Below are 13,660 nucleotides of genomic sequence, written 5' to 3' on the forward strand. Positions count from 1 at the left end.
CCCGGCACGCCCCTGAAGCTTCCCGTCACCACCCGCAACCCCCGATCAGGAAAGGCGACCAGCCATGGCCGACCAGCTGCTGTTCAACCCCCGCACCTACGACCCGGCGCACTTCGACCCCGAGACCCGCAGGCTGCTGCGTGCCACCGTCGCCTGGTTCGAGGACCGCGGCAAGCGCAAGCTGATCGAGGACTACCGCTCCCGCGCCTGGCTGGCGGAGTTCCTTGAGTTCTCCGCCAAGGAAGGCCTGTTCGCGACCTTCCTCACCCCGGCCTCCGCCGCCGGCGGGCAGCCGGACAAGCGCTGGGACACCGCCCGGATCGCCGCCCTCAACGAGATATTCGGCTTCTACGGACTCGACTACTGGTACGCCTGGCAGGTCACCATCCTCGGGCTCGGCCCGGTCTGGCAGAGCGACAACGCCACCGCCCGGGCCCGCGCGGCCGAACTGCTCGCCCAGGGCGAGGTGTTCGCCTTCGGTCTGTCCGAGAAGGCGCACGGCGCCGACATCTACTCCACCGACATGCTGCTGGAGCCCGACGGTGACGGCGGCTTCCGTGCCAGCGGCTCCAAGTACTACATCGGCAACGGCAACGCCGCCGGACTCGTCTCCGTCTTCGGCCGCCGCACCGACATCGAGGGCCCGGACGGTTATGTCTTCTTCGCCGCCGACAGCCGCCATGCCGCGTACCACCTCGTGAAGAACGTCGTCGACTCGTCCAAGTACGTCAGCGAGTTCCGCCTCGATGACTACCCGGTCGGCGCGGACGACATCCTGCACACCGGCCGGGCCGCCTTCGACGCCGCCCTCAACACCGTCAACGTCGGCAAGTTCAACCTCTGCACCGGTGCGATCGGCATCTGCGAGCACGCGATGTACGAGGCCGTCACCCATGCACAGAACCGCATCCTCTACGGCCGCCCCGTCACCGCTTTCCCGCACGTGCGCCGCGAGCTGACCGACGCCTATGTCCGCCTCGTCGGAATGAAGCTGTTCAGCGACCGCGCCGTCGACTACTTCCGCTCCGCCGGGCCGGACGACCGCCGCTACCTCCTCTTCAACCCGATGACGAAGATGAAGGTGACCACCGAGGGCGAGAAGGTCATCGACCTGATGTGGGACGTCATCGCGGCCAAGGGCTTCGAGAAGGACACCTACTTCTCCCAGGCCGCCACCGAGATCCGCGGCCTGCCGAAGCTGGAGGGCACGGTCCACGTCAACCTCGCCCTGATCCTCAAGTTCATGGGCAACCACCTGCTGAACCCGGCCGAGTACGAGGCGGTGCCCACCCGCCTCGACGCGGCCGACGACGCGTTCCTCTTCCGGCAGGGACCGGCCCGCGGCCTGGGCTCCGTCCGCTTCCACGACTGGCGCGCCGCGTTCGACGCCTACGTCGAGGTGTCCAACGTCGCCCGCTTCCGGGAGCAGGCGGACGCCCTGTGCGAGTTCGTCACCACCGCCGCCCCCGGCGAGGACCAGAGCCGCGACCTCGACCTCCTGCTCGCCGTCGGCCAGCTGTTCGCGCTGGTCGTGCACGGCCAGCTGATCCTGGAGCAGGCGCGCCTGACCGGCCTCGACGCCGATGTCCTCGACGAGCTGTTCGCCGTCCTCGTCCGTGACTTCTCCGCGCACGCCGTCGAACTGCACGGCAAGGATTCGGCCACCGCGGCGCAGCAGGAGTGGGCGCTGGGCGCGGTCCGGCGTCCGGTCGTCGACGAGGCCCGCTCGGCGCGCGTCTGGGAGCGTGTCGAGGCACTGGCCGGGGCGTACGAGATGGCGCCGTAACCCACCGACCGCCTGCGGACCAGCGGGTTCGGCCGATGCCCCAGGTGTCGGCCGAGCCCGCCGCTCCTGCCGTCCGAGCTCCGGAGTCCGTATCCCGTAGTCTCGATGGATGGCGAAATACTTCGATGTGCACCCCGACAACCCCCAGCGGCGCACCATCAGTACCGTGGCCGAGAGCATCCGCTCCGGTGCGCTCATCGCGTACCCGACGGACTCCTGTTTCGCACTGGGATGCCAGCTGGGCAGCCGCGACGGCATCGGCCGGATCCGGTCGATCCGCAACCTCGACGATCGTCACCACTTCACCCTGGTGTGCCAGAACTTTGCGCAGCTCGGCCAGTTCGTGCACGTCGACAACGATGTGTTCCGCGCGGTCAAGGCGGCGACGCCCGGCAGTTACACCTTCATCCTGCCCGCGACGAAGGAGGTGCCGCGCCAGCTGATGCACCCCAAGAAGAAGACCGTCGGAGTCCGGATCCCGGACCATGTCGTCACCCAGGCCCTGCTCGCGGAACTGGGTGAGCCGCTGCTCTCCAGCACCCTGCTGCTGCCCGACGAGGAGGAGCCGATGACACAGGGGTGGGAGATCAAGGAACGGCTCGACCACGTGGTGGACGCAGTCATCGACTCGGGCGACTGCGGCACCGAGCCGACCACCGTCATCGACTTCTCCGGCGACGGCCTCGAGATCGTACGCCGGGGAGCCGGCGACCCCGCACGCTTCGAGTAGCCGAGCCGTGTGCGGTGGCGAGTACCCGGATATCGGTTTGATTCGGGCAACACGGCATATGGCAGTATTTCCAGGCTGAACATCCGTACGGTCGGGCGTGGTTCCCGGTCGGAATTCCTGGAGAAACCCATGAGACGTGCTGCCCTGGTCCTGTTAGGCGCGGCGATGCTGTTGAGCGCCGGATGTTCCGGCGGCGGGGGAAGCGACGACCCGCAGCCTCGGGCGGCGGAGGGAGCGGCAGCCTCTGCCGCGTACGAGAAGACCGTACGGGACGCGGTGACGGCGGTGAGCCGCAGCTCTGCCCGGCTCGACGGGAAAATCGTGATGGACGGTCGGGGCGAGGTCCATTCCCTTGCCGTGAGCGGGCGCTTCGACCTGGCGCGGGATACCGGCCGGCTCGCGGTGGACCTCCCGGGAGGGGCGGTCGGGCATGTGGACGAGGTCTTCGCCGACGGCAAGGTCTACCTGCGTGGCATGCCGGGAACCGCGGGCGGGTGGGCGGCGATCGACCGCTACGACGCCGAATCCCACTTTCTCCTCCGGGCGCCGGTGAACGACCCTGAGCACCTCATCCGCCAGGTGGCCGCGATGCGGTACGTCTCGAAGGCCGGGGAGGAGAAGGTGGGCGGCGTCACCGCCGTGCACTACCGCGGCGCCCTCGACTACTCGACGATCACGCTCCGGATGTCGAAGGAGACCCGCACCAAGGTCGAGCAGATGCGGGACTCCCTCGGCGGAACCCTCCCGGTCCATGCCGATGCGTGGATCGACGGGCAGCGGCACCTCGTGCGCGCCCGGCTGTCCTTCAGCGACGCCGGTATAGAGGTGACGAACACCCTCTCCCTGTCGGACCCCGGCACATCGGTGAAAGCTGCCGCTCCGGCGCCTGGCAGCGTGGTCAGGGCGAGCGCGGTGAGCGGGGTGCTCCTCGGGTAGGGGATCCGCCCACGGCCGTGCGCCGGGCGACCGTACCCGAAGTTCCACGGCTGCCTTGACCGACGAGTGGACCTTGTCCGGGTGACGGTCATTCACTTCACACATCCAAGACATGTGCTAAGAAGCACCTGGCATTGCATGGCGTGGGGGCGAAGTGATGACTTCATTCGAAGGTTGGCTTGTGGGGCGTGCGGCTGAGTTGGCGGAGCTGTCCAGGCTGGTGGAGTCCACGCTCGCGGGCGAGGGGCAGGCCGCGTTCGTCGTGGCGGAGGCCGGTCTCGGGAAGACCGTGGTGCTCGAGCGGGCCGCGGCGGCCGCGGAACTCAGGGGCCTGCGGGTCCTGCAGGGGAGTGCCCAGGAGCTCGAACAGGCATGTCCGTTCGCCTTCATCTCAAGCTGCTTGAGGCTGGAGGAGTCCCCCTCGGATGCCCGGCGGGCCCGGGTCGCCGAGGTGCTGCGTGGCGATGCCCGCTACGGTCTGCCGGGCGCCAGGAGCGAGACGGCCGGGGCGTATGCCGCGACGATCGAGGCGATCACCGGGCTGGTCGAGGACCTGTGCGCACAGGGGCCGCTGGCGCTGTTCCTCGACGACCTCCAGTGGGCGGACTCGGCAAGCGTGGCAGTGCTGCACAAGCTGGTGTGTTCGGTGCATCAATTGCCGCTTCTGGTGGTGGGCGCTCACCGGCCCGTGTCCGGAATCGGGGAAGTCGACCAGCTGTCACGCAGCCCGATCGCCGGCAATCGCACCCTGCTGGAGCTGGCTCCCCTCGATACGGAGGCCGTGGCGGCCCTGCTGGCGGACCTGTGCGGCCGGCCGGCCGGTCCACGACTGCGCCGCATGGCCGAGGGAGCCGCCGGAAACCCGCTGTACCTCACCGAGTTGATCGCCGCGCTGAGGCGCGAGCACGCCATCGAGACCGGTGAGGCCACGGCGGACATCGCCGCCGGCTGCTCGCTGCCGTCGCTGACCGCGCTGGTGACGCACCGGCTTCGCTACCTGCGTGATGACGTGCTGCAGGTGCTGCGCGTCGCCTCCGTACTGGGCGCCGGTTGCACCACCGCCGAACTCGCAGCGGTGGTGGACCTTCCGCTGCGCGACCTGCTGGCCGTCATGGCGGAGGCAGAGGCGGCCGGGGTGCTGAAAGACACCGGCCAACGCCTGCGCTTCCGGCATGAGCTCATCCGGCATGCCTTGTACGACGCCGTGCCGGGGTCGGTCCGGGCCATGCTGCACATGAGAGCGGCACAGTGTCTGGCCGAGGGCGGGGCAGCTCCCGAACGCGTCGCCGAGCACCTCCTGGGCGGGCTGCCGAGCCCGGACTTCCTGATCACCTGGCTGGAAGGATCCGCGGCCCGGCTCACCACCCGGGCACCGGCCATGGCTCTGCGGCTGCTCACCACGGCGCTGGAAATCGGCGACCCCACGGATGCCGGGTACGCCAACCTCCGTCTGCACCACGCCCTTGCGCAGCTCTCCTGCGGTCTCCTCGCCGAGGCGGAGGAGAGTGCCCGCTGCGCCCTGGCCAAGGCGCCTGACCTCGGGTGGGAATGCCTGATGCGCTGGATCGTCATCCAGGCCGCGTTCGCCCGTGGCCGGCCTGACCTGGCGCTGGCGGAGACGCGGGCCGGCTGCCGGAGCCCGGGCGTACCGGAGATCGAGGCGGTCCGGCTCCAGGCCTTCGGCGCTGTATGTCTCTTCGCGCTGGGCGACCTCGCCGAAGCCGGCGCGGTCGCCGCACGTGCCCGGCGTGCCGCCGACAAGGCCGGCGACACCCACGCCCTGGCCGGCGCCCTGCACGTACTGGCAGCCAAGCGATTCCTCGAGACGCCTGACTCCGAAGCGGTGGAACTTGCGCGGCAGGCGTCCCGCCTCACGCCCGACACGATGCACCCGGCGCAGTGGATGGGGCTGCAACTCGCCCTGGTGAACTACTACGTCGATCTCGATCTCGGGCACGACGCCCAGCGGACCCTCGCCGCCATCCGCATCCCTGCGGAGCACACCGCAGGGATGTTCCTGCCCTGGTACCACCTGTCCTGCGCGCTCCTGGCGTTTCACACGGGGCGCTGGGACGATGCGCTGGCGGAGATCACCTCAGGTCTTGACTGCGGAGGCCAGGACGCGCTGAGCCGGGCGCTGCGGGCGGTGGCGGCACTGATCGCCGTGCACCGAGGCAGGCGCCCCCTCGCCGAAGCACATCTGACCGCTCTGCCGCCCGAGACCGAGAACTCCACAGTCGCTGCCTTCTACGAGTACCTGCCGTTGTGCGCCGGCGTCCTTCTGGACGAGGCGCAGGGCGATGCCCGGCGCGCCTACTCCCGGCTCGCCGAGGCGTTCGACAGCGGCGTCGGCCATCTGCCGGGCCGGCTGATCCTCGGCTTTCTGACCCCTGATCTGGTCCGCCTCGCCCTGGCCCGGGGAGACCACGCGAACGCACAGCGGTACGCCGCCGCCGCCCAACGGCGCGCCGACCACAGCGGCGGCCTCTACCACCTCGGTGACGCCTACCGCTGTCAAGGTCTGCTGAGCGGGGACCCCGATCTGCTCATGGAAGCGGTCCGCTGCTACCGCAACGCTCCGCGGCCACTCAGTGCGGCACACGCCCTCACCGATGCGGCGGAAATGCTGGCCCGCAGCGGGCGGCTGGACGACGCCCGCGTCCTGCTCGATCAGGCGCTGGACACCTTCACGCAGTTGGGCGCGGTCTGGGACGCGGCCCAGGCGACGTCCCGGCTGCGTGCGGTCGCCGTCCGCCGGGGTTCACACCGGACTCGCACCGGCCTTCGCGACGGCTGGGAATCCCTCACCCACACCGAACGCCTGGTTGCGGAGCACGTGGCCGAAGGGTGTTCCAATCCCGAGATCGCGGCTCGGCTGTCCATCGCCCGAAGCACCGTCAGCACCCATGTGTCCAGCATCCTCCGGAAGCTGGCGATGACCTCACGGGTCGAGATCGCCGCGGAGGTGACCCGTCGGCAGAAATCCGGGCGGTCACCTTCGCAGGACTGATCCCCCCCCGGCGCTCGACACGTTGTTCCCCGGCTCCCTTCGCGGAGGCCGGGGAACGCTCGGACGGCGTGCCGTCAGATCACGCGGCGAAGTGCACTCGGATCACGAGGGGGTGCACTGCACAGGTCACCGGTTGTTGACGCACTCCGCAGCGGGGCTGTCGCTCGTGCACAGCACCAGGTTGCTGCTGAGACTGTCGGTGCCGTCCTTGGCGGGGACGGTGGCGGTGCCGTCGCCGGACCAGGTGTCACCGAGATCATTGGTGAACGTCCACTTACCCGTCACCGTCTTCATCAGCTGGCCTCGCATCGCCCAGCTGTAGTTGCCCGGCTTCACGGATATCTTGTTCGCGTCGCTCACGGCTTCGGTCTGGGTCCAGGAGTGCTCGTAGCGTGCGCTGAGCGCCGTACTGACCTTGGCCGTGACGAATTCGATGTTGACCCCGACCTCGCTGGTCACGGTGAGGGAGGTGCCCACCGTATTGGTCTGGGACGTGGTCTGTGTCCAGGTGATGGTCCGGTCCCCGGGGTCGGTGCTGTTGTTCCACACGTGGGAGCTGACCCGCTTCAGGTTCCCCACGGAAGCCACGCTGTCACCGGTGACCTCGTAGTCGCACGACTTGACGGCGCCGGCACCGGTGCTGCACTGCTTCAGGGCGTACGCGGTGGCCAGGTCCGAGAGAGTGGGGCCCGTGTACTCCGCGCTGGGCGTCGGGCCGATGATCCACTCTTGATTGCTGTCACCGTTGCAGCCGTGGATACCCACGGTCGTGCCGTCGTCACTGCTTCCCCCGAACACGTCCATGCACTTGTCGGTGTTTACGTTCCGGATCAGGTAGTAGCCGTCACCACCGCCCGAGGGCTGCAGATACCAATTCTGCTTGCTGTTCTTCTGGTCGCAGTATCTCGGCTCGACGAGATGGTCGTTGTCGGTGTTGAAGTCGACGCACTTCTGCGTCTTGTCGTTGCGGATCAGGAAACTCCCGTCCCCGTTGGGAAGGATGCTCCAATTCGCCATCGGCGACTTGTTGACGACCATTTCGGTCCCGTAGTCCGGCGAGTCCTGCGCCAGATCCAATGACGGCGCGAGACCGTCGCCCTGGGGCAGGCGCGGTGACAGGGACAGGCCGGTCATGGCGGGGGTTTCCGCGTGAGCCGTTCCGGTCGTGAGCGGAGAGACTGACGTGGCGAGCGTGGCGAAGGCGACCGCGGCAAATGCGGCCATCGTCCGCCGCGCCGGCCCGTGGGGGGTCGGCTCGGTAATCATGGTGATTCGGTTCTCCTTGGGCAGTTCTTGCCTGTGGGGCGGGTTCGGTAACCGGCCCTGTTGCCGTGACAACGCCGCCCGGACAGGGAGGAAGCGCCCCGTCCCTGGCTGTGGCCCCTGCTGCGGCGGTGCCAACGTACGGGGGCCGGCGCGGCGTTACATCCGTCAACTGACGGAGGGCTTGCGCAAGAGGGCACGGGCCGGTCGCCGGGCCGCGCCGTACGGCATACGACCGTGGGCCCCGGCCCGCAGGCGCGGAGCCAGGAGGCTGGTGGCTTTGACGGTGGCGTTGGCGTTGGCCCGTCGCCTCTCTGCCCCAGATCTTCCGGTACGCCGCGCGATAGCCGGACGGGTCCCAGGCCGTGGCCCCACCGCTGTTGCCGGCCGTGGCGATATGCACGGGGGCGACATAACCGCTGGCGGGGCTGCCCGCGAAGGCGCGGTGGATTCGTCGAGGATCTGGCAGCCCTGCTGGGAGAAGGGCTCAGGAACGGTGGCCGCCTGGAACTGTCTGCTGTTGAGATGGCCGGGGCGGCATCGGCGAAGTACACGTCGTTGATGGCGACGGAGTGGGTCCAACGGGCCCCGAAGCGGGAGAGGAGTGCGGAGACCTCATGGGGCGTGCGGCTGCTGGTGTCCGGAAACGGGATGTTCTCCTCTTCCAGGACCTGCGCGCCGGAGCAGGTGGCGAGCTGTTTCTTGATCAGTTCGGACTTGTTTCTGGCGGACGGGATCGAGGCATCGGTGAACACGACGACTCCCGCATGACCCCCAGAGTGCGTGATGATCCAGTCCGCGCTGATCGTCGCGACGTCCTGGACGTGGGTGGTGAAGTTGCCGAAGGCTCTGGGTCCTTGCTCGGGCCGGGGGCATCGACCGCGTGCCAGCCGACGAGCGGGATGTGCTCGGCGTTGGCCGTCGGCGCCGTTGAACAGCGGGGTGACCCAGAATTCGGCGCCGAGCCGGCCGATGCCGGCGAGTCCGATGGCGAGGATGACGACGGCGACCAGGGCGCCCAGGGCGTTCGGGCGTCCGGGTTTGATCGCGGTGGAGCCGAGCAGCGCACCGGAAAGCGGGCAGCAAATAGTCCAGGCCGACGCTGGGGTTGCCGATCCGCTGCTGTGCGGCGAGCAGGACACCGGCGATACCGACGACCAGCCCCGAACCGGCAAACGCGTAGACGACGTAGCGCCGGGTGGGGATGCCCACCAGCTCGGCGGCGCGCGGATTGGAGCCGATGACGTACAGATAGCGGCCGAGCGGCAGCCGCTCCAGGAGCAGCCACAGCACGGCGGTCAGCGCGAGGACGTAGAAGGCGGACACCGGCAGGCCGAGGAATCTGGAGTCGTAGAGATCGGTGAAGGCCGCCGGGAGGCCCTGCGGGCCGGGGACGATCCGGGCCCCGTTGGTGATCCGGCCGGTGAGGGCGTACAGGAGGCTGCCGGTGCCGAGCGTGGCGATAAGGGAGTTGATCTTCGCGAATTCGACGACGATCCCGTTGAAGACGCCGACGACCGCCCCGCCGGCGACCACGGCGAGGCAGGCGAGGGGCCAGGGCCATCGCTTCGTTGGCGATCAGCTGCATCGTCATGACATGCGCCAGGCCGAGACCGTAGCCGAGGGACAGGCCGAACTTGGCGGTGACGATGAGAAGCATGGCGCCGAGCGCGAGGAGGGCGGGGATCGACTGGTTGGACAGTGCGCGGGCGAGCGCCACCAGGGAGCGTTCGGCGCGCGGGAGACCGGCGAACGGGGCGTCCGGATCGAGATGCGCGGCGACGGTGTCCAGGGCCGCGGGGCACTGCCCTCGGACTCTTCGCCACGACAGCAGTCCCGCGCGGCGGGGATAGCCCCGGCCCCCAGGGCGAGGTTCTCGGCGACCGTCATCCAGTCGACCAGGCCCAGGTCCTGATGGATGAAGGACAGGGCGCGGGAGGCCGCCTCGGTGCCGAGCGGGTGCCCGGCGACGCTCACCTCGCCCTCGTCCGCTGGGTGGACGCCCGCGAGCACCTTGATGAGGGTGGACTTTCCGGCGCCGTTGGGGCCGAGCAGGGCGAGGATGCGGCCGGAGCGGATATCGAGGTCGACCGAGTCCAGGGCGAGGGTGCCGCCGAACCGCTTGCACAGACCGCGTACCCGGACGAGAGGCCGGGGGGTGTCGCACAGGGGAGGGGGCTGTAAGGCGTCGTGCACAGACTTCTCCGGAGGTCGGCCGCATGGTCCTGCCGCGTGCTTCCCGGCGGACGGGGCGCTGCTGCGGGGCACAGCTACGGGACGCTTCGCGGTGGTGAGGGCGGCGCGCCCGGGAAACCGGCGATGCATCATCCGTACCGATTACGGCAATTCCGTCATAGTGCGTCGCACCTTGGCCCGGATGCCGGAGGGGCCTTCAGAGGGCGGGGATGTTGTCTGCATACGCTTCGGCGGCATCAGGTTTACCCGCCGGTGCCTCCAGAGCGCGCTCGGACCAGATGACCTTGCCGCCGGCCGTGTAACGGGTGCCCCAGGCCTGGGCGAGCTGGGCGACGAGGAACAGGCCCCGGCCGCCCTCGTCGGTGCTGGCCGCATGACGCAGATGCTGGGCGGTGCTGCCGGTGTCGGGGACCTCGCAGATCAGTGTGCGGTCGTGGAGCAGGCGCACCTGGATGGAGGCGCTGCCGTAGCGGATGGCATTGTGACCAGCTCGCTGAGCAGGAGTTCGGTGGCGAAGACGGCCTCGTGCAGCCCCCATTCGGTCAGTTTCCGGGTCACAGCGGCGCGGACGCCGGAGACGAGCGCCGGGGCGGTCGCCACCCCCCAGGTTGGCGATGTGCCGGGGGCGAGGGCATGGGCGCGGGCGACCAGCAGCGCGATGTCGTCGGTGGGGTGCCGGGGCGCCACGGCCCGGAGGACCGCCTCACAGGTGTCCTCGGGCGGACGGTACGTCGAGGTGGCCCACCTGCCCGGCGCGACGCAGCGCAGCAACCTCGCGCAGATGGCCGCGCAGGGCCGTAACGCCAGCCGCGCCCACCACGGCCGCGCTGATACCCGCGGGTCCCTGGGCCGGGCGCAGGCGATCCAGGCCGCGCCCCGCGATGGCTCGACCTGGCGGCGCCGAGCGCTATCTAGGGCTGTCATCTGATTTCCCACGGCAGGGCCGGAATGACTCCTTCTGGCACGTTAGGCACGTAGGCCAAGCGATGCCATCGGCCCCGTCGCGGGCAGCGCAGTCAGATTGGCCGCGGGCCGGTGACGGGACCATGGGCCGTCAGGACGGATCCGCAGCTGCCGGACGCCCGCAGCCGGCGGGCGAGGTGAGCGGCCGCCGGTTCGTCCCGGGCGAGGAACGCGGTGGTCGCCCCCGTGCCGCAGAGCAGGGCGGCGAGCGCTCCTGCCGCCCTGCCCGCGTCGAGGGTCCTGGCCAGCTCCGGGCGGAAGGCCGTGACGACCGGCTCCAGGTCGTTGGAGAGCGAGGCCGCCAGGGCTGAGTGATCGCCCCTGGCCAGTGCGTCCAGAAGCGCCAGGCTGGGCCGGGGCGCGGGGATGTCGGCGGCCATGAAGGGCGCTCCCATCTCCCGCCGGTGCCGCTCATACGCCCTGTAGACCTCGGGCGTTGACAGGCCGAATTCGGCGACGGCGAAAACCCAGTGGAACGTGCCCGCGCAGGCGAGCGGCGTCAGCAGCTCGCCGCGTCCGACCCCCAGGGCGGTACCGCCCATGAGGCTGAACGGGACGTCGCTGCCCAGCGCCGCGGCCACGGATATGAGGTGGTCCCGGTCCGACTCCAGCCCCCACAGTGCGTCGCAGGCGATCAGGGCCCCCGCGGCGTCAGCGCTCCCGCCCGCCATGCCGCCTGCCACAGGGAGGTGTTTTTCGATGCGGATGTGTACGGCCGGCTCGATGCCGGCGTGCTTGGCCAGCAGCGCGGCCGCCTGCGCGGCGAGGTTGGTCTCGTCCGCGGGGACGCCCGCCGCTCCGGCGCCCGACACCGTGACGGTCAGCCGGTCGGACGGCGACACCGTGATGTCGTCGTACGCGGATACGGCCATGTACACGTTGGCGAGTTCATGGAACCCGTCCGGTCGGCGTCCGCCGACAGCGAGCTGCACATTGACCTTGGCGGGGGCGCGCACGGTCATGGATCGTGTGAGCATGGGGGAACGCCTCTTTCATAGGGCCTGAACGGCCTCTCGGTAGGCCGCGAAGCCGGGATGGTCGAAGACGAGCCGGACGGGCACCTGCTTGCCAGTCGCGCGGCGCACGCGCATGGTGAACTGCGTGGCCTTCAACGAACTTCCTCCGACGGCGAAGAAGTCGTCCAGCGGGGACACGTGGTCCACGCCGAGCACCTCCCGCCAGATGCCGGCGAGGTCCTCCGCTCGGGATGTGTGACCGGGTCCCGGCTCGGGTGGTTCGGCTGCCGACGCCTTCAGGGCTTGCACGTCCGCCTTGCCGGTGGCGGCCATCGGGACGCTGTCGGCTTGGGTCAGCGCGGGGATCATGTGTTCCGGCACCAGGCCGGAGAGAGAAGCACGGACCGCGTCGAGCGTGGTATCCCGGTCCAGGACGACCCAGGCTCTGAGGGTGCCGCCGCCGTTGTCGGGGCGATCGAGCGCCACCGCCGTGTCCAGGACCCCGCTGCATTTGCGCAGCGCGGCTTCGACCTCGCCCAATTCGACGCGGTAGCCCCGGATTTTGACCTGGTCGTCGGCGCGGCCGATGAACTCAAGGAGACCGGCCGCGTTGCGCCGTCCAATGTCCCCCGTGCGGTAGGCGCGTACGGTCCCCGGGGTGTCGGGGACCTCGATGCCGGTGAAGCGCTCCTCGTCCTCGGGCGTGGCTCCCAGATACCCGCGTGCGAGCTGTCGGCCGGTAATCCAGATCTCACCAGCCGCTCCGTCGGGCACCGGATTCCGGGTGGCGTCGAGGACATGGATGCCGCATCCCGGCCAGCCCCGCCCGATGACAGGAGTGTCGCTTTCGCTCAGGTCGGCACCCGCCACGTCGACAGCGCATTCAGTGGGGCCGTAGAGATTGTGGACGGCGACGTCGCGCAGGGACCGGAGGGTCGACCACAGGGGCGCGTCTACGGGCTCGCCCCCGAGGACCAGGACCGTGAGCCGTTCCAGGGCCGGGCGGTGGCCCGCGAGGAGGAGAGAGCGCACTTGGGTGGGGGTCGCGTCGAACGCCTCGATGGCGCTGTCGCGCAGGAAGGCGGCCAGCAAATCAGGATCGCGCCGGGTGGCGGGGTCGATGACGTGGAGGGTGCGTCCCTGGGCGAGGTGGGCCAGTTCGGAGAAGTACGCGTCGGTCGTGGCGGGGTTGTTGAGCGCGACGCGTCCGGCCCACGTGCCGAGAGGACCGTACACGGCGTGCTCATGGGCCCTGGCCATGTGGGCCAGAGCGTGGTGTTCCACCAGGACGCCCTTGGGCTGCCCGGTGGTACCGGAGGTGAAGATGATGTACGCCGGCTGCTCGAAGCCGGAGCCGGGCAGCGCGGGCGGGGCCGCACCAGCCTCGGCGCTGACGGGAAGTCCGCTCGGGTCAACCTCCACAATCTGCAGTCCGAACAGCGAGGCCTTCGCCCTGAGTTCAGGGGTAGTGACCACGACGCGAGCGGAGCCGGTCGTCAGCATGTGCGACGTCCGGTCGACCGGTGCCGCCGGGGACAGCGGGAGGTGGATGCCTCCGGCGCGCCAGGTGGCAAGCGCGGTCGTCGCCATCGCAGGGCTGCGGGGCAGGAGGGCCGCCACTGTCCCACCCGAGGTCGCTCCGGCACAGTGCAGCGCCGGAACGAGAGTGCGTATGCGATCCTCCACATCCTGGTAGGACAGCACCCTTCCGTGGTGGACGAGGGCGGGCGCATCAGGCTGTTTGTCTGCGATGGCGGCGACATCGAGGGGGAGCGGTCGCAGCGGGGCAGGGCTGGAGGGCTGGTCGTTCATGTCCGGTC

General features: G+C 69.8%; 8 protein-coding genes and 3 pseudogenes. 4 read left to right on the top strand and 7 right to left on the bottom strand.

What is annotated here, in order from left to right; genetic code table 11:
* Nucleotides 1-64: 64 nt before the first annotated feature.
* The 4 genes from ACGFR7_RS00520 to ACGFR7_RS00535 all read left to right on the top strand — a co-directional run bounded on the left by ACGFR7_RS00520 (nt 65) and on the right by ACGFR7_RS00535 (nt 6,462).
* Complete coding sequence (locus tag ACGFR7_RS00520) at nt 65-1,786, top strand: acyl-CoA dehydrogenase family protein (RefSeq protein ID WP_393311413.1); 1,722 nt, start codon at nt 65-67, stop codon at nt 1,784-1,786.
* 109 nt (nt 1,787-1,895) lie between these two features.
* A complete protein-coding gene (locus tag ACGFR7_RS00525) occupies nt 1,896-2,516 on the top strand; it encodes an L-threonylcarbamoyladenylate synthase (RefSeq protein ID WP_393311415.1) in 621 nt (206 codons plus the stop codon).
* A gap of 129 nt (nt 2,517-2,645) precedes the next feature.
* Nucleotides 2,646-3,452: a hypothetical protein gene (locus tag ACGFR7_RS00530; protein ID WP_393311417.1), complete on the top strand. Its 807-nt coding sequence runs from the start codon at nt 2,646-2,648 to the stop codon at nt 3,450-3,452.
* A 181-nt stretch (nt 3,453-3,633) separates the two neighbouring features.
* On the top strand, nt 3,634-6,462 hold the full coding sequence (locus ACGFR7_RS00535) for an AAA family ATPase (protein WP_393311419.1): 2,829 nt from the start codon (nt 3,634-3,636) through the stop codon (nt 6,460-6,462).
* Nucleotides 6,463-6,588: 126 nt separating this feature from the next.
* On the opposite strand, the gene ACGFR7_RS00540 is transcribed toward ACGFR7_RS00535, so the two are convergent.
* The 7 genes and pseudogenes from ACGFR7_RS00540 to ACGFR7_RS00570 all read right to left on the bottom strand — a co-directional run bounded on the left by ACGFR7_RS00540 (nt 6,589) and on the right by ACGFR7_RS00570 (nt 13,652).
* A complete protein-coding gene (locus tag ACGFR7_RS00540) occupies nt 6,589-7,728 on the bottom strand; it encodes an RICIN domain-containing protein (RefSeq protein WP_393311421.1) in 1,140 nt (379 codons plus the stop codon).
* A 310-nt stretch (nt 7,729-8,038) separates the two neighbouring features.
* Nucleotides 8,039-8,644: pseudogene (locus ACGFR7_RS00545) on the bottom strand (sugar ABC transporter substrate-binding protein); the annotation flags it as partial.
* Nucleotides 8,645-8,651: 7 nt separating this feature from the next.
* Nucleotides 8,652-9,430, bottom strand: a pseudogene (locus tag ACGFR7_RS00550) (ABC transporter permease); the annotation flags it as partial.
* Nucleotides 9,316-10,053 (bottom strand): ATP-binding cassette domain-containing protein, encoded by a 738-nt coding sequence (locus ACGFR7_RS00555; protein WP_393311423.1) that lies wholly within the window; start codon nt 10,051-10,053, stop codon nt 9,316-9,318. The pseudogene ACGFR7_RS00550 and the gene ACGFR7_RS00555, both read right to left, overlap by 115 nt.
* 64 nt (nt 10,054-10,117) lie before the next feature.
* Nucleotides 10,118-10,647: pseudogene (locus ACGFR7_RS00560) on the bottom strand (ATP-binding protein); the annotation flags it as partial.
* A 290-nt stretch (nt 10,648-10,937) separates the two neighbouring features.
* Nucleotides 10,938-11,861 carry a 4-(cytidine 5'-diphospho)-2-C-methyl-D-erythritol kinase gene (locus ACGFR7_RS00565; RefSeq protein WP_393311425.1) on the bottom strand — a complete coding sequence of 308 codons (924 nt, stop codon included), beginning with the start codon at nt 11,859-11,861 and terminating at the stop codon, nt 10,938-10,940.
* A 15-nt stretch (nt 11,862-11,876) separates the two neighbouring features.
* Complete coding sequence (locus tag ACGFR7_RS00570; RefSeq protein ID WP_393311427.1) at nt 11,877-13,652, bottom strand: non-ribosomal peptide synthetase; 1,776 nt, start codon at nt 13,650-13,652, stop codon at nt 11,877-11,879.
* Between the last annotated feature and the right edge of the window lie 8 nt (nt 13,653-13,660).

It is taken from the genome of Streptomyces sp. NPDC048516, from assembly GCF_043199875.1.
Taxonomy (GTDB): Bacteria; Actinomycetota; Actinomycetes; order Streptomycetales; family Streptomycetaceae; genus Streptomyces.